Raw genomic sequence first — 21,249 nt, forward strand, 5'->3', positions numbered from 1 at the left:
GATCGCCCGCCATGTCAAGCTGAAATGACGGACCTGCGAAATATAGCCGGAAATATTAAACCCCGGAGACAAGGTCTGTTTTCGAACTGTAGTTAAGTTTACGCTCAAAAGCAAAAGTCACCCGCGCTGAAAACCCGCGGGTGACGTTGAAATCGGCCAGTGAGCGGCGGGGTCCATAGGTTCCACAAGCACAAAGCTTCCGTTAGGGAAGATCAGCCGTGACTCTTCTGCGTGACGATCACCGGGATCAGCAGGTCGCCCCAATTGCCGTCGCCGCCATGATGCCGGGCCGAGCGCACCAGTTCCACCGAGACGCCGGCCTCCACTGCCTTCATCACCGATTGATTGAGCCGGTGCAGGTCGTTGGCCAGCATGCGGATTGTCGCCTGTTGGTCGACACTCATCGTGGTGGACTGCTCTTCTGCACGTTCCTTGACGCGGCTTATCGATGCCATTTTCTTCTCCCTTGCCCTTCGGGCGTTTCCTCTGTTGGTTATGTCGATCGGTTCATTCCGCTGCCGGCTTGAACTGGACGTGCTCGGTCGATTCATGCATGGCGGTGGTCGACGACTGGCCGCCGCTGATTGCCATCGACACGGCGTCGAAATAGCCGGTGCCGACCTCGCGCTGGTGCTTGGTCGCGGTGTAGCCGTGGACTTCGGCCGCGAACTCGGCTTCCTGCAACTCGGAATAGGCCGCCATCTGCCGCGCCTTGTAGCCGCGGGCCAGCTCGAACATGCCGAAATTGAGCTGGTGGAACCCGGCCAATGTGATGAACTGGAACTTGTAGCCCATGGCGCCGAGCTCGCGCTGGAACTTGGCGATCGTCGCGTCGTCGAGGTTCTTCTTCCAGTTGAACGACGGCGAGCAATTATAGGCGAGCAGCTTGCCCGGATGATGCCTGCGCACGCCTTCGGCGAATTTCTTGGCCTGCGCCAGATCGGGCTTGGATGTTTCGCACCAGATCAGGTCGGCATGCGGCGCATAGGCAACGGCGCGCGCGATGCACGGTTCGATGCCGTTCCTGACCTGGTAGAAGCCTTCAACCGTGCGGCCGGCATCGTAGTCGACGAAAGGCTGGTCGCGCTCGTCAATGTCGGAGGTCAGAAGCTTTGCCGCTTCCGCATCGGTGCGTGCCACGACTAGCGTCGGCGTGCCCATCACGTCGGCCGCCAGACGCGCCGCGTTGAGGTTGCGGATATGCGCGGCGGTCGGGATCAGCACTTTGCCGCCGAGATGGCCGCACTTCTTCTCAGAGGCCAGCTGGTCCTCATAGTGGACGCCGGCAGCGCCCGCCTCGATGAACGCCTTCATGATCTCGAAGGCGTTGAGCGGTCCGCCGAAGCCGGCCTCGGCATCGGCGACGATCGGCGCGAACCATGTGTCGACCGACAGGCCGTTGCCTTCCGAGGTCTCGATCTGATCGGCGCGCTGCAGCGTGCGGTTGATGCGCTTGACCAGTTCGGGCGCCGCATTGGCGGGATAGAGCGACTGGTCCGGATACATGGCCGACGCGGTGTTGGCGTCGGCGGCGACCTGCCAGCCCGAGAGATAGATTGCCTTCAGCCCGGCACGCACCTGCTGCATCGCCTGGTTGCCCGACATGGCGCCGAGTGCATTGACGAAGTCTTCCTCGTGGATGAGCTTCCACAGCCGGTTGGCGCCCATTTCGGCAAGACTCTGGCGTATCTGGACCGACCCGCGCAGCCGCTTCACATCGTCCGGCGAATAGGCTCGTTCGATGCCGTCGAAGCGGCCTTCGGGCGCGGATGGGACAAGATTGTAAAAATCAGTCATTGGTCACTCCAGATCAATCGATGCCAGTGTCTTGAAACGCCGCGCCCTGGGATGGTGTGCGTCGTCTGTGTGTGACATCATTTACATTGCGCCGCGACGAGAGCGAGGAAAACCGCCATTTCCGGTAGAAAATAAGAGAAAACCTGTGTTGTGTTTGACTGCTTGCCGCTGTAAGTCTGTCATAATTGTAAAAAGATGGTGCGCCGTTCATCGCTCGCAAGTCGTGTAAATTCCTGTCACGGAAAGCCGATGGCCGACCAGAAGATATTCGCCGGGCCGCGCATCCGCCGCATCCGCATCGCCAAAGGCCTGACCCAGACGGCGATGGCCGAGGGGCTCGGCATCTCGCCGTCCTATCTCAACCTGATCGAGCGCAACCAACGGCCGCTGACGGTGCAACTGATCCTGAAGCTGGCCTCTGTCTACAAGGTCGACCCGCATGAATTGCAGGGTGAGGCGAGAGGGTCGATCTCGGCCTTGAAGGAAGTGTTCGGCGACCCGCTGCTTGCCGGTGAGCTGCCGGGCGACCAGGAACTGATCGAACTGGCCGAGGCAGCCCCCAACGCATCGGCTGCGATGATAAAACTGTTTCGCGCTTACCGCGAGCAGGCCGAGCGGCTGTCCGATCTCAACGAGCTTCTGGCGCGCGAGGGCCGCGCCACGGCGCTGTCCGGTGCGCGGCTGCCGATCGACGAAGTGCACGAGATTTTCGAGCGCCGGCCGAACCATTTTGCAGCACTGGAGGAAGAGGCCGAGGCCTTCACCTCGATGCTCGACCCCGGCGACGATCTGTTCGGCGCGCTGAAGGCGTGGCTGAAGCGCGAGTATGGCATCGTCGTCAAGGTTCTGCCGGTCGCCACCATGCCGAACTGGCGCCGCCGTTATGACCGTCATTCGCAGCGTCTTTTTCTATCGGAGCGGCTGTCGCCGTTCGACCAGTTGCGCGAAGTCGCCATGGAGGCCTGCCTGATCCGCATGACGGTCGCGATCGCCGGCGAAATTCAGGCGCTGAAGCTCGGTACGGACGAAGCCCGCCGGCTCGCCCGCTTCGAGTTCGGCCGCTACGCCGCCCATGCCTTGATGATGCCCTATCAGGCCTTTCATGCCGCCGCCGTGCGGGCTCGTTACGACATCGATGTGCTGCGCTCGCGTTTCGGCGTCTCCTTCGAACAGGCGGCGAACCGCCTGACCATGCTGCAGCGTCCTGGCTTGTCCGGAGTGCCGTTCTTCATGCTCGAGGTCGACAATGCCGGCAACCGCTTCCGCAAGGCCGGCGGCCAGGGCTTTCCGCAAAGCCGCTTTGGCGGCGGCTGCCCGAAACTGCCGGTCCATGCCGCTTTCGCTTCGCCTGGCCAGATCCTGGTCGAGGCGGTGGAAATGCCCGACGGCGCCGAGTTCCTCTGCATCGCACGCACGCTCGAGGGGCCGCAGGGTTCGTTCTCCGAGCGCCCGCGCCGCACCGCGCTGCTGTTGGGCTGCGATATCGGCTTTCGCGACGAGAGCGTCTATGGCGCCGGGCTGCCGGCAAAGGCCGGACAGGGCGCCGCCACGCCGGTCGGTCCCGCTTGCCGGCTGTGCGAACGCATCGGCTGCCTCGCCCGCGCCGAGCCGCCGGTGACCCGTCCGCTGGGCCTGGACGAGATGGCGACGGGCCTGAGCGCCTTCGATTTCCAGTGATGCTTCTCGGGCTGGAGGTCGCGGAAGACCGCAGCTGTTTGCGCTAAGCAATAGAGCGCTGCCCGAACCGTCGCCGAACCAAATATTGATTAAGCATCGGCGCTGCGCTATCGAAGGTGAGCTGCAGGGCAGCCAAGGGGGGGATGGCTTATGAACAGGAAAGCTTTGTGGCTTGGCGTGGCGCTTGCCCTTTTGGCGGGGCCTGTTCTGGCAGAAAAATCCTCGGAATTCTTCAAGGACTATCAACAGTATAGTGACGACGGCAAGGCATTCCTGGACAAAATCGATCCAAAGACCGGCGCGGTCGACCTTCCCGAAGGCATCCATCTCGATCTCAAGGACAAGTTCTATTTTCTGGGCAAGAAGGACGCGACGTCCGTCCTGACCGAGGCCTGGGGCAATCCGCCTGATACCGCGTCCGAAGCAATCGGCATGATCTTCCCGGCCAAGTACGAGCCCATCGCCGGCAACGGTTGGGGCATCGAATTGCGCTATGAAAAGATCGGCCATGTCGACGACGCCGACGCCGCATCCATCGACTACACCGAATTGCTGAGCAGCATGCAGGCGGACACATTGTCGGCCAACGATCAGCGGGTGAAGGGCGGCTTTCCCCCGATCAAGCTGATCGGCTGGGCCTCGCCGCCGGTCTATGATTTCGTCCACAAGCGGCTGCACTGGGCCAAGGAACTGCAGTTCGGAGACGATACCGTCCACACGCTCAATTACGACGTCCGTTTCCTCGGCCGGGAAGGCGTCTTCGTGATGAGCTACATCGCTACGGTTGAACAATTGCCGGAGATCAAGCAGAGCCTGGACGAAGTGCTGGGCGTGGCGGACTTCAACACCGGCAAGAAATACACCGATTTTCTGCCAGGCACCGACACGGTCGCCGCGGTTGGCATTGGCGGCCTCATCGCCGGAAAACTCGCGGCAAAGGCCGGCCTGATTGCGGTCGCGGTCATCGCCCTGAAAAAGTTCGGCATTCTGCTGCTGGTACCGTTGGCCGGTCTTTGGCGCTTTATCCGCGGCAACAAGGGCACGTCCTAGAAACGGCGGTGTTTGCCCGTATGGCTGCCGGTTGGCGGTGCGCCAAAGGGAATGCCGGGCTGGATCACGTCCGGCGGTAGCCTATGCGCTAGGCGAATACGGCACGTTTCTGTCGTCCATTGTGCATCATGCCGCCCCGAGATAGCCGACAGTGGCACCCCATGACCGATACCGCATCTTCTCCAATCGCCGCACCGCCGATCGTCTCGCCTCGCGAAGAGCGGGTCGGCTTGCTGCTGGTGTTCCTGTCGGCGCTGATGTGGAGCTTTGGCGGCACCATCGCCCGCTTCATCGACACCGCTGACAGTTGGACCGTGGTGTTCTGGCGATCGCTGTGGGCGGCTGTGTTCCTGATTTGCTTCATGGCCTGGCGCGACGGCTGGCGCGGCATGTTGCGGCTGTTTCGCGACATGGGCCTGCCCGGCCTTGCCGTGGCCGTCTGTTTCGCCACGGCGTCGACGTGCTTCGTTGTCGCGCTCGCCTACACCACCGTTGCCAATATCCTGTTGATGCAGGCCGGTGTGCCGCTGCTGGCGGCATTGCTTGCCTGGGTGCTGTTTCGCGAACGCGTCGCCATCGCGACCTGGGTGGCGATCGCCGCCGTCATCGCCGGCGTCGCCATCATGGTGTCGGAATCGCTCGACGGCGCCGTATCGCCCATCGGCGACGGGCTGTCGCTGCTGATCGCCGTCATGTTCTCGATCGCCACTGTCATCACCCGGCGCTTCGCCCATGTGCGCATGACGCCGGCGACGTGCCTCGGCACGATGCTGGCAGCGGCTTTCGCCGCATCGCAAGCCACGCAGTTTGCCACGTCGGCCCACGACATGGCTTTCCTGTTTGCCTTCGGCGTCATCAATCTCGGGCTGGGCCTTGCCTTCTTCGCCACCGGCGCGAGGCTGGTTCCGGCGGCGATCGCAGCACTCCTCGGCACGTTCGAGCCGATCCTCGGACCGATCTGGGTCTGGCTCGTTCATGGCGAGGTGCCCTCGGTGCGCACCATCATCGGCGGCGCGGTGGTGGTCGCCGCGCTGCTCGTCCATATCGCGCTTGAATTCAAGCGCCAGGCGAGGCCTGCACGGCCGGGGACCACCGGCCTGCCATCCCCTAATTGACCCGCCTTTCCCTTGGTTGAGCCCGTCTTCCCTAATTACGCCCGTCTTTCCCCAATTAGCGAAGCCGCACGCCCTATTGACCGAGCTTCCCCGCGCGGGCCATTGACAACCTTGCTGCGGCACGGGCAGGCTGGGGGCACGGCAACAACAAGACAGGCTTATCTTGCCAAGTGTCCCCGCCGGTCGGACCAAGACCGGACCACAGCGTCGTATCCCTGCCCGCGCCGCGGCGAAAGCCTCTGACTGCGTCAGCGCGCCCGCCATGCGGGCACACAGAGCCATGATCTGCCGCTTGTCGAACCGCCCGGATGGCGCCGGCAGTTCACGCTTATGGCTGCCCGGAAAGCTCAATACTCTGAAGCAAATGCCCAATCGCGCTCGAACAGCGACGACTTGGCGAAGGAACACTCATCAAAGGAGAACAGCATGATCCGCAAAGCGCTCTGGCTTTCGGCAACCTCGGCATTTCTGACGCTTTTCGCCGTCGGCGGCCATGCCGAGGATCGCGTCGTCAACGTCTTCAACTGGTCGGATTACATCGACAGTTCGATCATTGACGACTTCACCAAGGAGACCGGCATCAAGGTCGTCTACGACACCTTCGATTCCAATGAAATCCTCGAAACCAAGCTGCTTGCCGGCGGCAGCGGCTATGACGTCGTCGTGCCCAGCGGCAACTTCCTGGCCCGCCAGATCCAGGCCGGCGTGTTCCAGAAGCTCGACAAGTCGAAGCTGCCCAACATTTCCAACATGTGGGACACGGTTTCGGAGCGCACCGCCAAATACGATCCGGGCAACGAATATTCGATCAACTACATGTGGGGCACGGTCGGCATCGGCTACAACATCAAGAAGGTGAAGGCAGCACTCGGCACCGACAAGATCGACAGCTGGGATGTGTTCTTCAATCCCGACAGCCTGGCCAAGCTGAAGGACTGCGGCGTCTATGTGCTGGACTCGCCGGCCGACATCATCCCGGCGGCGCTCAAATATCTCGGCCTCGATCCGAACAGCACCTCACCTGACGACATCGCCAAGGCCGAGGAGACGTTGCTGAAGGTGCGGCCGTATATCCGCAAATTCCATTCGTCCGAATACATCAACGCGCTCGCCAACGGCGATATTTGCCTGGCGGTCGGCTGGTCGGGTGACGTCTTCCAGGCGCGCAACCGCGCGGTCGAGGCCAAGCAAGGCGTCGAGATCGGCTATTCCGTGCCCAAGGAAGGCGCCCAGATGTGGTTCGACCAGATGGCGATTCCCGCCGATGCGCCGCATGCCGCCGAGGCACTCGAATTTCTCAACTACATGATGAAGCCGGAAGTGATCGCCAAGTCGTCCAACTATGTGCTGTACGCCAACGGCAACAAGGCTTCGCAGCAGTTCGTCGACAAGGCACTGTTGGATGACCCGGCTGTCTATCCGGACGCCGAGACCCTGAAGAAACTCTATACGGTCCAGCCCTACGATCCCAAGACCCAGCGCCTGATCACGCGCAGCTGGACCAAGATCGTCACCGGCCAGTAAGCAACGCGACTGGTCCCGGCAGTCATCTGCCGGGACCATTCTTCTCTGGGGCAAGAAGCAAAAAAACAGGACGGAGTGGGACATGAAATCGCTTGGCAGCATCCGCAGGGATTTTGCGCCTTGGACTGATCCGAATGCCAAGCCATACATTCAGTTCGAGAACGTCACCAAGAAGTTCGGTGACTTCACAGCCGTCAACAATCTATCGCTGACCATTTTCGAGCGCGAGTTCTTCGCCCTGCTCGGCGCGTCCGGTTGCGGAAAGTCGACGTTGCTGCGGATGCTTGCCGGCTTCGAGGAGCCGACCGCCGGCCGTATCCTTCTCGACGGCCAGGATCTGCGCGGCATCCCGCCCTACCGCCGCCCGGTCAACATGATGTTCCAGTCCTATGCGCTGTTCCCGCATATGAGCGTGGAAAAGAACATTGCCTTCGGCCTCAAGCAGGAAGGCATGCCGGGACCGGATATCGAAAAGCGCGTCGCCGAGATGCTGAAGCTGGTGAAGCTAGAGCAGTTCGCCAAGCGCAAGCCGCACCAATTGTCGGGCGGCCAGCGCCAGCGCGTCGCGCTCGCCCGCTCGGTTGCCAAGCGGCCAAAAGTCTTGCTGCTCGATGAGCCGCTCGGCGCGCTTGACAAGAAGCTGCGCGAGGAAACGCAGTTCGAGCTGATGGACCTGCAGCAAAATCTCGGCCTTACCTTCGTCGTCGTTACCCACGACCAGGAAGAGGCGATGACCATGGCCGACCGCATCGCCATCATCGACAAGGGCGAGGTGATGCAGGTGGCGACGCCGGCGGAAGTCTATGAAGCCCCCAGTTCGCGCTTCGTTGCCCACTTCGTCGGCAATGTGAACATGTTCGAGGGCAAGGTCGCCGAGCGTGCGGCAAACACCACGCGCATCACCGGCGCGACAGGGGCCCAGATCGTCGTCGAAAACAGCACCGATACAAAGGCCGGTTCCGACATCGTCTTCGCCATCAGGCCGGAGAAGATCAAGGTGTCGTCGACGAAACCGGCCGACGCCGTCAATGCGCTTGAGGGCGAGGTCTACGACGTCGCCTATCTCGGCGACATGACCGTCTACCACATCAGGCTGGATGACGGCCAGATCATCAGGGCAAGCGCGCTCAACGCTGCACGCGTCACCGACGACCCGCTGACCTGGAACGACCGCGCCTGGGTCTCCTTCCGGCCGGATGCCGGCGTCGTGCTGACGCGGTAGGGGGCGGGCATGTCCAACATCGCCATCACCGGCACCGGCCGATCGACAGCGGCCAAACCGTTTCTGACACGGCTCGGCGCCGGCTTCGTCAGCCGGGTCGTCATCATCGTGCCCTATCTCTGGCTGCTTTTCTTCTTCCTCATCCCGTTCATCATCGTTTTCAAGATCTCGCTGTCGCAGACGGCGATCGCCATGCCTCCCTACACGCCCGTGCTCGATTTCAGGGACGGCATGTCCGGTTTCTTCGCCGGCTTCCGCGAACTCAACTACGACAATTATACCTTGCTGGCGCAGGACGCGCTTTACTTCAAAGCCTATGTGACCAGCGTCATCATCGCCGCGATATCGACGGTCCTTACGCTGCTCGTCGGCTACCCGATCGCCTATGGCATGGCGCGTGCGCCGGCAACGATCCGCCCAACCTTGATGATGCTGGTGATCCTGCCGTTCTGGACGTCGTTCCTGATCCGCGTCTACGCCTGGATTGGCATCCTCAAACCTGAAGGCCTGCTCAACCAGCTGCTGCTCGCCACCGGCATCATCGACGAACGCTTGATCATTCTCAACACCTACTATGCGATCTTCATCGGCATCGTCTATTCCTACCTGCCATTCATGGTGCTGCCGCTCTATTCCTCGCTGGAAAAAATGGATTATTCGCTGATCGAGGCGGCCAAGGATCTCGGCTGCCCGCCGACATCAGCCTTCTGGAAAATCACCTTCCCGCTGTCGCTGCCCGGTGTCATTGCCGGCTGCCTGTTGGTGTTCATTCCCGCGGTCGGCGAGTTCGTCATTCCCGACCTGCTCGGCGGATCGCAGACGCTGATGATCGGCAAGACGCTCTGGAACGAATTCAACAGCAACCGCGACTGGCCAGTATCGTCGGCGGTGGCGGTGATCCTGCTATTGCTGCTGATCGTGCCGATCATGCTATTCCAGCGAGCCCAGGCGCGCGCCCAGGAGCAAGACAAATGAACACCAGCTGGAGCCGCTTCAACGTCACCTCGGTCGTGCTGGGCTTTGCCTTCCTCTATCTGCCCATCGTGCTGCTCGTCATCTTCTCCTTCAACGAGTCGAAGCTGGTCACCGTCTGGGGCGGCTTCTCGACCAAATGGTATGCCTCGCTGTTCCACAATCAGGGGCTGATGGACGCCACCTGGGTGACCGCGCGTGTGGCTGTCATCTCCGCCACTGTGGCAACCGTGCTCGGCACGCTGGCGGCACTGACCTTGACCCGCTACACCCGCTTCCGCGGCCGCATCCTGTTTTCCGGCATGGTGTTTGCGCCGCTGGTCATGCCGGAAGTCATCACCGGCCTGTCGCTGCTGCTGCTGTTCGTTGCCGTCGGTCTCGACCGTGGCTTCCTGACCGTGACGCTTGCTCACATCACCTTGACCATGTGCTTCGTGGCCGTCGTCGTGCAGTCGCGCCTGGTGTCGTTCGATCGTTCGCTGGAAGAAGCTGCCTTGGACCTCGGCGCAACGCCGGTAAAGACCTTCTTTCAGATCACGCTGCCGGTGATCATGCCGGCCATCGTCTCCGGCTGGATGCTGGCCTTCACCTTGTCGCTTGACGATCTGGTGATCGCCTCCTTCACCTCCGGGCCTGGCGCCACCACGCTGCCGATGAAGATCTACAGCCAGGTGCGTCTCGGCGTGACGCCGGAAATCAACGCCGCCTGCACCATCCTGATCGCCGTCGTGGCGGTAGGCGTCATCATCGCTTCGGTCGCCAACAAGCGGCGTGAGGTGCAACGCCAGCTCGACGAACAGGCCGCGCAGCGCGGTTGATTGCGTCAAACGAGGGGATAGGGCGGTCCCGGTAAGGGTCCGCCTATTCGCCTGAGACGCCGCGGCTGATCGGCGAGATGAACGGCGTGCTCCAGGTGCCGCCGACGAAGAATGACGACTGGTTGGATCCCTGCTGGCCATTGACCGGTGCCGCTGCCGGGTCGGCCTGGGTGACACCCCCCGAAAGCGCCAGCCCGCGTCCGCCGTAAGAGGCGATGCCGGACAGCCAGACCTTGTATTTCGCCGAATTGGCCTCGGCCTTGTCCAGCCTTGCCACACCCTTCGAGATGGTGGCCTTGAGCTCGGCGCCGTCCATCGGCAGTGTCCCGTCCGAGACGTCGTCGAGCGCGAAGAAGCCGCCCTGTTCCGTGTGCTTCAGAAATGCCGGCAAATTGAGCCCGCTCAGCGCGCCCGGCCCGAACGTCGCAGAGACCGAGCCGTCCGCGTTCTCGAAGATCGAGTCCCAGGATTTGCCCGGCCCTTTGAGAATGACCGAGACAGTGCCGGTGCTGGCCGGCACCAGCCGCGTCATTCCGGCCGCGGTGCCGAAAGCGGCGCCGTCAATGTCGGAGGCGAGCAGCCGGATCTCGACCTGCGAGCCCTCCGGTTTGCGGTCGAAACGCAGGCTACTCTGCACGTTGCCGCCAAAGGCCGACGCATCGGAGATATCGAAGACGGCAAGCCCGTTCTTCACCTGCGCCGTGGCGGCGACGTCGGCAAGCTGGATTGCGCCGGCCGAGGCATGCGCCGCTGACAGCCTCAGATCGAGATTGATCCGGTCGGCGAAGCTGGTGTCGATTTCACCGGGACCGGTCTCGCCGGTCGGCGCCAGCGGCGTGAAGGCCGAAAACAGCGACCTGAGGTCGAGCGTATCGAAGGCGAGTGTGCCTGATATCACCGGCAAGGCGTCGCCGAACGAAAAATCCAGCGCCCCCATTCCCGGGTTGTTGTCGAGCGTCACCGCGGTGTTTTCGAATTTGACGCGGCCGGCGGTCGCCGTGATCTTGCTCGAAATCGAGACCGAACCGATCGCCGTACCAGGAGCAATGCCGGCCTGCGACCATTCCAGCACGCGCCGCAGCGAGGGCGCGGCGAATTTCGCCTGGCCATCGAAATAGGCGTTTTGCGACATGCTGGCCGTGCCGTCGAACGAGAAGCTGGCCGGCGCTGCCTTGAACGAAAACGTGACCGGTGCGGCGCCGCCGGCAAACAGCACCAGCGGCTTGGGCGAGGCGGCATCGACGGTGACGCTCTCGCCGCGCCAGATTCCGGTCGCCGACAAGGTCGCGTTGCTGTTCATCGCTGCCCAGCTCGCCTGGCCGGACAGGCTGGTCAGCAATTCGACGTCCTTGCCGCCGACGGAGGCGACCATGCGGCCGTCCCTGAATTCCACGTTGCCGAACGGATCGGCGGGCAGCTTGCTCAGATCCGGCTTCGTCGGATCGGCGTTGACCACGCCGCGCGCCGTGTCGATGGAGCGGGTGATGCGTCCGCCCGTTGGTATGGCGGGCAGGAATATGCCGTTTGCGGCGCGCTGGACCCGGATTGTCGGCCTCACCAGCCGCGCCGTCGAAAACACCACATCGCCCTGCAGCGCCGCCATGGCCGAAAGGTCGACCTCGACCCGTTCGGCCTCGATCACCGGCGGCGCGTCGGTCTCGGTCCACTGGGACAGCGTGACGTCGCTCAATATGGCGCGGAACTTCGGCCACACCTCGATGCGCGGCGAACCGGCGATGGTGACCCTGAAACCGCTCCACGCGCTCATTTCCCAGGCGATGCGATCGCGCACGATCCGGGTCGAGGCAAACAGCGGCAGAGCGGCGACGACCAGCGCGATGACGAGCACGGCAACGCCGATCGCCCATATTCCGCGCCGGATCAAAGGTGATGGCATATTGCCCCGGTTGCTTTCATTCCGATAAAAATCGCCTGACGGGTGTAACCGCCAGTTGTCACCACGCCTTCCAGTCGTCACTACGACTTAGGGCTGAGGCATTTCAAGTCTTTATGGCCCGGCGATGGCAATTGCGAACAGATGGCCGAGTTTTAGCGGAACAAAATCTTGCTCTGCCGCACGGTGGTAGGCATAAGCGATGCAGCTTCAGCCTGCTACGATGCGCGGCGTTTTTGGAACAGCGGCGCCTGTAAAGCTGAGGCTAGTGCATGTCGCCCGGAAGAGTGCAGCGGTTCCGGGACAACGACGTGCATCAAAACAAAAGCATATCTATCTTGCGACGCGACGGGCTTCAAGGAGGATCGATCATGGCTGCCGAAGCACCGCTCTGGACCCCGACGCAAGAGCAGATCGACGCAGCACCACTGACCGCGTTCATGAAGGCAGCAGCGGCCAAAAGCGGCACATCCTTCGCCTCCTACGCCGACCTGCACCGCTGGTCGGTCGAGGATCGCAAAGGCTTCTGGAGCCTGCTGTGGGACTTTTGCGGCATTGTCGGCGACAAAGGGACCGATGCGGGCGAGACCGTGCTCGTCGATGGCGACAAGATGCCCGGCGCATCGTTCTTTCCCGATGCGACGCTGAACTTCGCCGAGAACCTGCTGAAGAAGACCGGTTCCGGCGACGCGATTGTCTTTCGCGGCGAGGACAAGATCGAGCGGCGGCTGTCGTGGAGCGAACTGCACCAGCTGACCTCGCGCTTTCAGCAGCTTTTCCTGTCGCTCAAGGTGAAAAAGGGCGACCGCATCGCGGCGATGATGCCCAACATGCCGGAAACCGTCGCCGCCATGCTGGCGGCCGCCTCCATAGGCGCGGTCTGGTCGTCCTGTTCCCCCGATTTCGGCGAGCAGGGCGTGCTCGACCGTTTCGGCCAGATCGAGCCGGTCATATTCATTGCGCCGGACGGCTATTGGTACAATGGCAAGGCAATCGAGGTAGCCGACAAGATCGCTGCCGTTGCGGCGAAGCTCGAAACCGTCCGCAAGGTCCTGATCGTCGACTATCTCGGTACCTCGCGCGATATCGCAGCGATCATCGACAAGGCCGTGGCGCTCGAAGAGGCGCTGTTACCCTTTACCGCCAAAGCGGTCACGTTCGAGCGGCTGCCGTTCGCGCATCCGCTCTACATCCTGTTCTCGTCAGGTACCACCGGCATTCCCAAATGCATCGTCCATTCGGCCGGCGGCACGCTGGTCCAGCATGTCAAGGAACACCGGCTGCATGCCGGACTCATCGAAGGCGACCGCTTCTTCTACTTCACCACCTGCGGCTGGATGATGTGGAACTGGCTGGTGTCGGGCCTGGCCTCGGGCGCCACGCTGCTGCTCTATGACGGCTCGCCCTTCCACCCCGACGGCAATGTGCTGTTCAGCTTCGCAGATGCCGAGAAGATGACCTTTTTCGGCACCTCGGCCAAATTCATCGATTCCGTACGCAAGGCCGGGCTCAAGCCGATCTGCAGCCATGATCTGTCGAGTGTGCGGGCGATTTCCTCGACCGGCTCACCGTTGTCGCCGGAGGATTTCCGCTTCGTCTATGACGGCATCAAGAAGGACGTACATCTCGCCTCGGTTTCCGGCGGCACCGACATCGTCTCCTGTTTCGTGCTCGGCGTACCGACGCAACCGGTCTGGACCGGCGAGATCCAGGGTCCCGGCCTCGGCCTTGCCGTCGATGTATGGGACGATGACGGCAAGCCGATCCGCGAGCAAAAGGGTGAGCTGGTCTGCACAAAAGCGTTCCCGTCGATGCCGATCGGCTTCTGGAACGATCCTGAGGGCAAGAAATACCATGCGGCCTATTTCGAGCGCTTCGACAATGTCTGGTGCCACGGCGACTTCGCCGAATGGACCGCGCATGGCGGCATGATCATCCACGGCCGTTCCGACGCGACGCTCAATCCGGGCGGTGTGCGCATCGGCACGGCGGAGATCTACAATCAGGTCGAACAGATGCCGGAAATCCTTGAGGCGCTGTGCATCGGCCAGGATTTCGACAATGACGTGCGCGTCGTGCTGTTCGTGCGGCTGGCCGCCGGCGTGACGCTGGACGAGGATCTGGAAAAGCGCATTCGTTCCAAGATCCGCAGCGGCGCCAGCCCGCGCCACGTGCCGGCAAGGATCGTCGCCGTCAGCGACATTCCGCGCACCAAATCGGGCAAGATCACCGAGCTTGCAGTGCGCGACGTGGTGCATGGCCGCGCCATCAAGAACAACGAAGCGTTGGCCAATCCAGAGGCGCTGGAGCTGTTCAGGAACCTGCCGCAGCTGGCTGAGTGACGCGGCCGGGATGGTTAACCAGATATGTCGGTCGAATTTACCTAGATTTCATGAGTGGTACACACTCGTAAATTTTTTGGACGGCCGGTAAGGAGTTGTTAAGGCCCGGCGTCGATAGTCGCACGTAACTTGAGGGAGAAATCCCGTTCCTCGTCCCCTGAGGATCAGATTCGCTCAAGCCCCCGTTGTGACAGCAAATCCCATTTAAGGCGTCCTGTTGGACGCCTTTTCTTTGTCCGGGATTCTCGCCCGGGAATGGCCGGCCCTATTCGGCCAGCACCCGCGTCGACGGGAAGGCGACCTCGACCAGCGTCCCTTCGCCCGGCGTCGAGGTGATGGTGAAGCGGGCGCGGTTGGCTTCCACCATCGCCTTGGTCAGCGGCAGGCCGAGACCGGTGCCGTCGCCACGCCCGCGCTTCAGCGCATTGATCTGCTTGAACGGCTTCAGCGCCTGCTCGATCTCGGCATGGCTCATGCCAATGCCGGTATCGCGCACCCGCATGACAACGTCGCCGGAGGTTTCATAGGCGGTCGACACGATCACCTGTCCGCCGGCTTGCGTATAGCGAATGGCATTGGACAGGATGTTGAGCGCGATCTGGCGCACGCTTCTGAGGTCGGCGACCACTTCGGGCAGTCGCGAGGCGAAGCTGGAGCGAATGATGACACGCTCGCGGTTGGCCTGCGGCTGCATCATCGCCACCGTCTCCGCCAGCGTATCGTTGAGCGACACCGCCTCGTAGTCCATTTCCTGCTGGCCGGCCTCGATCTTCGAAATGTCGAGGAGGTCATTGACGAGATCGAGCACATGGTTGCCCGAGCGGTTGATGTCTCTGAGATAGTCGCGGTAGCGGTCATTGGCTACCGGGCCGAACTTCTCGTCCACCATCAGCTCGGAAAAGCCGATAATGGCGTTGAGCGGCGTGCGGATCTCGTGGCTGATGCGGGCGAGGAAATCGGTCTTCTGCGAGGAGGCGCGCTCGGCCACCGCGCGCGCCTGGGTCAGATCCTCTTCGGCCCGCTTCCACTGCGTGATGTCGCGCACCACGGCGCAGAAGCCGCTGTCATTGGGCAGCCTGCCGATGGTCATGAACAGCGGGATGAAGCGCCCTTGCGCCTCGCGCCCGATCACCTCGCGGCCATCGTTCATCACACTCGCCACGCCGGGCTCGGACAGGCCGTTCAGATAGTCGCGGGCCGCGCGCTGGCTTTCGATGGCAAACAGCGAGGCGAACGGTTTACCGGTGACGTCGTCGCTGTCGAAGCCGAACAGCGCCTCGGCCGGCCGGCTGATCGAGCGGATGTCGCCGTCGCGGCCGATCAACACCACACCATCGGTCGCGGTGTCGATGATGGTGCGCATCTCGGCAATGCGCGCTTTGAGTTCGGAGACATCGGGCTGCGTCTGCTCCTCGGCTGCGAGATGCGCAACCATCGGCGGCTCGTTATCGCCGGTACGTCGCACCACCAGCATCAGCGCCTTGCCGGCGCGCCACGGCACCGAACGCAAAATGGCTTCGATCGGAAATTCCTGGCCCTCGCGCGTCTTCAGTTTGAGTGTGTGGTCGCTTTCGCCGGCCATTTCTGAATAGGGATCGGCAAACAGCGCGTCGAGCCCGCCGGCGTCGCTCAGGTCCTCAAGCGTGTCATAGCCGGTCAGGCCGAGGAATTCCTCATTGGCGTAATGAAGCTCGTCGCCCGAATGGATGAGCAGCGGCACCGGCAGCTTGCCGAGGATCGACGTGTCAGGGGCCTTGTGTTCATCTCCGGCCGAGAATGCCGAAGGCATGAACCCCTCAAGCTTGAGCGGCGGCACTTTCAGGCGCTGTGGTTCTGCCGGCACTGTGTCCGCATCGCCGGCCTTGTCCCCGTCTTCCACGGCGGAATCGGTCGCCTCGTCGGACGGCGCCCAATCCTCATTGTCCTCGGCATCGCGGAAGTCGGCCGACGTCATGCTGTCGTCTTCACCGGCATTGGCCGGCGTCTCGGCAACAACCGGCTGTGGCTCTGCGGCCTCGACGATCTCTTGGGCTTGCGTATCATCCGGTTCGGAAGCCGGCGCAAGTTCGTCGTTGGACGACGTTGCTTCCGTACTGTCTTCGGTGACGGAGCCTGGTTCGGGATCGGCATAGTCGAGCAGGGAGCGCGACACTGTCGGCGCCTTCGCCTCGCCTGCTTCGCTGTCCGCAAGGCCGTCGTCCGGCTGCTCGCCGTCAAGCCGCGTCAGGTCCTTTTCGTCCTCGGCATCGCTTTCCGGCGGTTCGGCCTCAGCCGTTTCGCTTTCGGGTGCGGCTGCCGATGGTTCAGCCACGGCAGCCGGGCCGGCTTCGTCCGGACTCGAGACCTCGGCGGGTTGTCGGGCTGGCGCGGCTGTTTCAGGCTGGTCCGCCTCGACATGATCCGGCTTGAGCTCATCTGCCTTGGCCTGGTCTGGCGTTACCTGATCCGGATTGGCCGGTTCGGCCTGCTTGGCAGTCTCCGGCTGCTCCGGCGGGGGATTGTCCTTCTTCAGCCGCTCGCCGATTTCGCGGAAAGCGCTGCGCTCCAGCGTCGACAGGCCCCTCTCGCTTGTCGGCTGCTTGTCGTTGGCGGGCTGCCGATGCTCGGCCAGCCGGATGACCTTGTCGGCAAAACGACGTTCCTGCTTCGGCACGATGGTCAGCGCCGGCACTTCGCCCTCGAACGGATCGGCCGCCTTGGGAGCTTCCGCCACGGGCTGTTCCGGGGCCGGCTCAGCTGCTGCCGCTGGCGCGCCATTGGGGACCAGCGCCATGCCGATTGCTTCCGGATCGACCACCGCATCGCCGGCGCGGGCGACGCCGAAACCACGAAAACCTTCGAAGGCGCGGCTGCGGCCATAGACAGGCAGTGCTGCCAGATCGACCGGTATCTTCAGGTCGGAGCCGGCAACCGGCCACAGTACCGAGCGGCCCGACCAGGTGTCGCGCCGTTCAAGCAGGCCCGCGATCTCGCCCGAGGCGTCGAGGCCGAAAGTTGTCGCGACGTCCTTGAAGCGGCGGCCGATCACGTCGGCGGCGGCTTTGCCGACAATGTCGCCGAATTCCGGCGACAGCGCGCTGAACTTGCCGTCGGCGTCGGTGCGCCAGACGAAGCGCAGCGGCGGCGCCGAGCGGTCGACCTCACGTTTGGCGGGAGGCGTAGCCGGTGGGGCTGCGTCAGACGGCAGGGCGGGCGCTGCGGCACTGCTGTCCAACTGCGCACTCTCGGCCGGGGAAACAGAGTCCGGCTCGGCCTGCGCCGGGCTGTCCGGCTCGCCCGCCTGCGGCTCTTCGCCGGCATGGAAGTACCAATGATCATGTTGCGCCGGCGCGCTGTCATTCGCCGCCTGCTCGCGGCCGGTCGTCTGCTCGCGATGGTCCGCCTTTGTATCGGTTGACGCCGAAGCATCATGCTCGGTGGCAGCCGGACCTGTCTCCCCGACATCAGGCGCGGCCGCGAGTGGGGCGCCCTGATTCCCGCTTGCGGTGGGGTGGTCAGCCACCGCATCCACCGTTACCGCGTTCTCCGCGGCGGCTTGCGCCGGGCCATCGTCGACCTGCGCTGCAGCAGGTTCGGCATCCAGCTCGCCGACAGGATTTTCCTCACCGAGCTGATCCTCGTCGATGACCACCAGCAGATGCCTGGACTCGGTCAGGCGCGCGAAGCCGGCCGGATAGGACGTGGCGCCGCCGGGGACCAGCCGCTTGACGATGCGGTCGTCCTGGCTCGCCACGTCGGCGACAAGCGCGGCCAGCGTCTCAGGCCGGATGGCGAGCGCGCCAAAGCCATCCGAAGCCGCCTCGACAGTGCCGGCGGCGTCGACAAAGGCGATGAAATGGCCGTCTTCGGTAAAGCCGCTGATGGCGCGGGCCGCAATGTCGGCAGCACTGCGCGAGCCGGCCTGCGCTGCCGGCACCACCAGCATAGTGGCGCTTTCTCCGTCCGGCATAGTCACCGCACTGGCCAGGAAGCCGACGGCGCGGCTGGTGATGCCGGTCGCCAGCCGTACCGTAATGGCGCGGTCGCTGCCGATCTGCGGGAAGCCCGCGGTCGCCATGATCTGGCGCCTGGCGATCAGCGGCAGCTGAGCCGAGGCGCCGATGATGGCCTCGATATCGGGATAGCCGAACACCGCAGCGCCCGGGCCGTTGGCCCAGATCACCTGTTCGAGGTCGGCCGACAGAATCGCGATCGCGTCGCCGGCGGCGAAGCGCTGGCGAACCGCATCAAGCACGGCGACATCGAGGAAAGAGTAGTTCTCGGAAGGCATGCGCTTGGCGGACCCTTTCGGTGAAACCTCTTGGCGAACCCCTCTTGGCGAACCTACAAGGCGGGCAATTTGCAGTTAACGCTTTGTTAATAAAAGCCCGCGCGGCGAAGGTCCACAAGCCATGGCGGGAAGCAGGTGGAATCTCTGGCCACTTGGTTAACAGCCTCTCGGAATGTCCCTGGATAACCTCTTGGGTGACGCATGGGAAGAAATTTATGGTGCACTGCAACAAAGATATTGCATCGCACAAAAAAACCGCTATATTGCCATCATACATGAACGAGACGGCTTTTTGTCAAAGCCGCTACCCCGAAAGGATGGAAAATGACCAAGGCCAAGACCGCTGAGACCATCGAAAACGTCGAATTCCCGAGCTTCGACGCTTCCAAGGCAACCGATCAGATCCGCGCTTTCGCCGAAAAGGGCGTCGAGCAGTCGAAGGAAGCCTACTCCAAGCTGAAGACCGGCGCCGAAGAGACCCAGAAAGTCCTGGAATCGACCTTCGAGACTGCCAAGACCGTTTCCAGCGACCTGTCGCTCAAGACCATCGCCGCTCTGCGCGCCAATGCCGAAGCCGGCTTCTCGCATCTCGAGGCCCTCATCGGCGCCAAGTCGCTGTCGGAAGTGGTCGAACTGCAGACCGCCTTCCTGCGCAAGCGCGTCGAGACCACGGTCGAGCAGGCCAAGGACTTCCAGGCTGTTGCTTCGAAGGCTGCCGAAGACGTCTCCAAGCCGGTCAAGACCGCTTTCGAGAAGGCCCTGAAGGACATCAAGGCCGCCTAATAATTGCGCACAACTCTGCGATGCATCAAAACGTCGCATTTCGTCAGACAAATAGGTGTGCGATAGAGTTGTCCAAATGAATACCCGGCGAGTGGAACCTCCTCCCTCTGCTCTCCGGGGTGACCAGCCAGCACCTCCTCCCGCTGGCTCGTAACAGGAAAAGGCCGGCACCTCCTCCCGCCGGTCTTTTTCTTTTGCCGAAGAAACCGGCGCCTGTTGGCGGAACCGCTTTGCCTTATCAAAGGCCTTGAATTAGTCTCTGATAGACCGTATTGGACGCATCGCCGAACGACAGAGCGGATCTCGGAGAATGAATTTTCACCACGATCTGGCTCAGGCGAACGTGCCGTTGTAGCTCAGATGGTTAGAGCGCCGGATTGTGGATCCGGAGGTCGCTGGTTCGATCCCAGCCAACGGTACCACCGACCTTCCGAATAAGTATTTGAATTCATTCGCAAATTTCGGGCAAAATTTCGGCGAAAGGTTCGCCTAGGTTGCGCTTTCGCGCCGTTTGTGATACATAATGTGATACGTATCGTGACACAAACGCCGTGTTGAACACTGGGCAGACGACGCGAAGAGCATGATCCCGACCGCTTCCTGCAACTCAGGGGGGATCACTTCCATTACCGACGCCGGGTGCCACAAGAGGTCAGGCACCTCGACGAACGGGGTGAGTTCGTGCGCCGTGCCCTCGATACCACTGAGTCGAATAAAGGCGCGCACAGCCAGAGATCTTCACGAGGCAGCCGACAAGCATTGTGGGCGTCACTAATCCTGGGCGAAAATCCACAGGCGGCGCGCGCCCGATACGGCCAAGCGATCAAGCGCGCCGAATCGTTGGGGTTCGTTTATCGCCCGCTTGCCGAGATTCTCGTCGCCGAGCCGCTCGACACGATCCTGCAGAGAGTCGAGAGCACGATCGGAGCACCCGCCACATCACCATCGGTGGACGCAGTCGGCGGCACCGTTGCCCGTCCTGACGACAAGATATCAGAGGCTCTGGAGCTTTATTTCGACGAGATCACCCGCGACGAAATCCGTACCAAAAGCCCCGATTAGGAAGAGGCTGGCGCTTCCTTCGAGAGCGAAACGGTCGATCTCAAAACCAAGCGGACCGGCTCCGGGGAGGATTTCACCACGGTGACGCGCAAGGGGTATGTTCCAGTCCTCGTGCTGGATAGCGGGGAAACGCTGACAGAAAACGTCGCCGTCCTCGATTGGATCGCGTCGCAATACCCGGCACTGGGAGTGGAAGGGCCAATGGGCCGTACCCGCGTTATCGAAGCGCTGACCTACGTCTCGACGGAAATACACCGAAGCTTCAAGCCCATGTGGCACCAAGGCAGCGATGGTGAAAAGGCCAAGGCGCGCGCGACGATTACGACGCAACTCGGCCTGTTCTCGGACGCACTCAAGACCGACTATCTGTTCGGCGACAAACCCAGCGTCGCGGATTTCTATCTTTTCGTGATGCTGCTCTGGGCCGCCCGCTTCCAAGTCCCCGTTCCCGCGCCTCTGGATGCGCTCCGCGCCCGAATTGCGGCCCGTCCGGCCGTTCGCGCCGCGATGGTTCGTGAGGGTCTCGTCTAACTGCGATGCTGGCCGGTCGCGCGTCCTATCGCCCTTGAGCCAAGGCATACAACAGAGGAGCTATTCATGCTTGCGTTACTGCAGAATCTCCACCCGATCGCTGCCAAGCGCGGCGATGGGTTACGCCCCGAATTTCTAAAGATGGAGGCCGAGGCGCCACTCCGCATCGTCTTCCCACGTACAGACGCAGCC

15 protein-coding genes, 1 tRNA gene and 1 pseudogene are annotated in these 21,249 nt (G+C 62.5%); 13 read left to right on the plus strand and 4 right to left on the minus strand.

Features of this window, described 5'->3' with window-relative positions; translation table 11 throughout:
- Positions 1-212: 212 nt before the first annotated feature.
- Positions 213-455 carry an SMc00767 family acetate metabolism repressor gene (locus NKI96_RS27650; protein WP_023669318.1) on the minus strand — a complete coding sequence of 81 codons (243 nt, stop codon included), beginning with the start codon at positions 453-455 and terminating at the stop codon, positions 213-215.
- A 52-nt stretch (positions 456-507) separates the two neighbouring features.
- The gene (gene aceA, locus NKI96_RS27655; RefSeq protein ID WP_023689327.1) at positions 508-1,797 is read right to left on the minus strand and encodes an isocitrate lyase; all 1,290 of its coding nucleotides are present in this window, start codon (positions 1,795-1,797) and stop codon (positions 508-510) included.
- 249 nt (positions 1,798-2,046) lie between these two features.
- Between aceA and NKI96_RS27660 the strand changes: the two genes are divergently transcribed.
- From NKI96_RS27660 to NKI96_RS27690, 7 genes are all read left to right on the plus strand, one after another.
- A complete protein-coding gene (locus tag NKI96_RS27660) occupies positions 2,047-3,474 on the plus strand; it encodes a helix-turn-helix domain-containing protein (RefSeq protein WP_023681875.1) in 1,428 nt (475 codons plus the stop codon).
- 150 nt (positions 3,475-3,624) lie between these two features.
- Positions 3,625-4,524, plus strand: a complete 900-nt coding sequence (locus NKI96_RS27665; RefSeq protein ID WP_352807135.1) for a DUF2167 domain-containing protein — start codon at positions 3,625-3,627, stop codon at positions 4,522-4,524.
- 161 nt (positions 4,525-4,685) lie between these two features.
- On the plus strand, positions 4,686-5,639 hold the full coding sequence (locus NKI96_RS27670; RefSeq protein ID WP_023704502.1) for a DMT family transporter: 954 nt from the start codon (positions 4,686-4,688) through the stop codon (positions 5,637-5,639).
- 426 nt (positions 5,640-6,065) lie between these two features.
- Positions 6,066-7,163 carry a polyamine ABC transporter substrate-binding protein gene (locus tag NKI96_RS27675; RefSeq protein WP_023681872.1) on the plus strand — a complete coding sequence of 366 codons (1,098 nt, stop codon included), beginning with the start codon at positions 6,066-6,068 and terminating at the stop codon, positions 7,161-7,163.
- 82 nt (positions 7,164-7,245) lie between these two features.
- A complete protein-coding gene (locus NKI96_RS27680) occupies positions 7,246-8,385 on the plus strand; it encodes an ABC transporter ATP-binding protein (RefSeq protein ID WP_352807138.1) in 1,140 nt (379 codons plus the stop codon).
- A 9-nt stretch (positions 8,386-8,394) separates the two neighbouring features.
- A complete protein-coding gene (locus NKI96_RS27685; protein ID WP_352807141.1) occupies positions 8,395-9,360 on the plus strand; it encodes an ABC transporter permease subunit in 966 nt (321 codons plus the stop codon).
- Complete coding sequence (locus NKI96_RS27690) at positions 9,357-10,175, plus strand: ABC transporter permease (protein ID WP_352513149.1); 819 nt, start codon at positions 9,357-9,359, stop codon at positions 10,173-10,175. Before NKI96_RS27685 ends, NKI96_RS27690 begins: the two co-directional genes overlap by 4 nt.
- Positions 10,176-10,218: 43 nt before the next feature.
- Here the strand turns inward: NKI96_RS27690 and NKI96_RS27695 are convergent, their stop codons facing one another.
- Positions 10,219-12,072 (minus strand): AsmA family protein, encoded by a 1,854-nt coding sequence (locus NKI96_RS27695; RefSeq protein WP_023711774.1) that lies wholly within the window; start codon positions 12,070-12,072, stop codon positions 10,219-10,221.
- Positions 12,073-12,440: 368 nt separating this feature from the next.
- On the opposite strand from NKI96_RS27695, the gene NKI96_RS27700 reads away from it, so the two are divergent.
- A complete protein-coding gene (locus NKI96_RS27700) occupies positions 12,441-14,411 on the plus strand; it encodes an acetoacetate--CoA ligase (protein WP_352807144.1) in 1,971 nt (656 codons plus the stop codon).
- Between the two features lie 265 nt (positions 14,412-14,676).
- On the opposite strand, the gene NKI96_RS27705 is transcribed toward NKI96_RS27700, so the two are convergent.
- Entirely contained in the window at positions 14,677-18,681 is a 4,005-nt protein-coding gene (locus NKI96_RS27705) for a PAS domain S-box protein (RefSeq protein WP_352807147.1), read from the minus strand.
- Positions 18,682-19,005: 324 nt separating this feature from the next.
- Between NKI96_RS27705 and NKI96_RS27710 the strand changes: the two genes are divergently transcribed.
- The 5 genes and pseudogenes from NKI96_RS27710 to NKI96_RS27730 all read left to right on the plus strand — a co-directional run bounded on the left by NKI96_RS27710 (position 19,006) and on the right by NKI96_RS27730 (position 21,057).
- On the plus strand, positions 19,006-19,464 hold the full coding sequence (locus NKI96_RS27710) for a phasin (protein ID WP_023669330.1): 459 nt from the start codon (positions 19,006-19,008) through the stop codon (positions 19,462-19,464).
- Positions 19,465-19,809: 345 nt separating this feature from the next.
- Positions 19,810-19,886: transfer RNA gene (locus tag NKI96_RS27715), tRNA-His, on the plus strand.
- 259 nt (positions 19,887-20,145) lie between these two features.
- Entirely contained in the window at positions 20,146-20,526 is a 381-nt protein-coding gene (locus tag NKI96_RS27720) for a hypothetical protein (protein WP_352807150.1), read from the plus strand.
- 12 nt (positions 20,527-20,538) lie between these two features.
- Positions 20,539-20,682: pseudogene (locus NKI96_RS27725) on the plus strand (glutathione S-transferase); the annotation flags it as partial.
- Positions 20,683-20,688: 6 nt separating this feature from the next.
- Positions 20,689-21,057: a glutathione binding-like protein gene (locus NKI96_RS27730; protein ID WP_352807176.1), complete on the plus strand. Its 369-nt coding sequence runs from the start codon at positions 20,689-20,691 to the stop codon at positions 21,055-21,057.
- The last annotated feature ends 192 nt before the right edge of the window (positions 21,058-21,249 follow it).

Origin of the sequence: Mesorhizobium sp. M0292, from assembly GCF_040321695.1 — a bacterium.
In the GTDB taxonomy this organism is placed as follows: domain Bacteria; phylum Pseudomonadota; class Alphaproteobacteria; order Rhizobiales; family Rhizobiaceae; genus Mesorhizobium.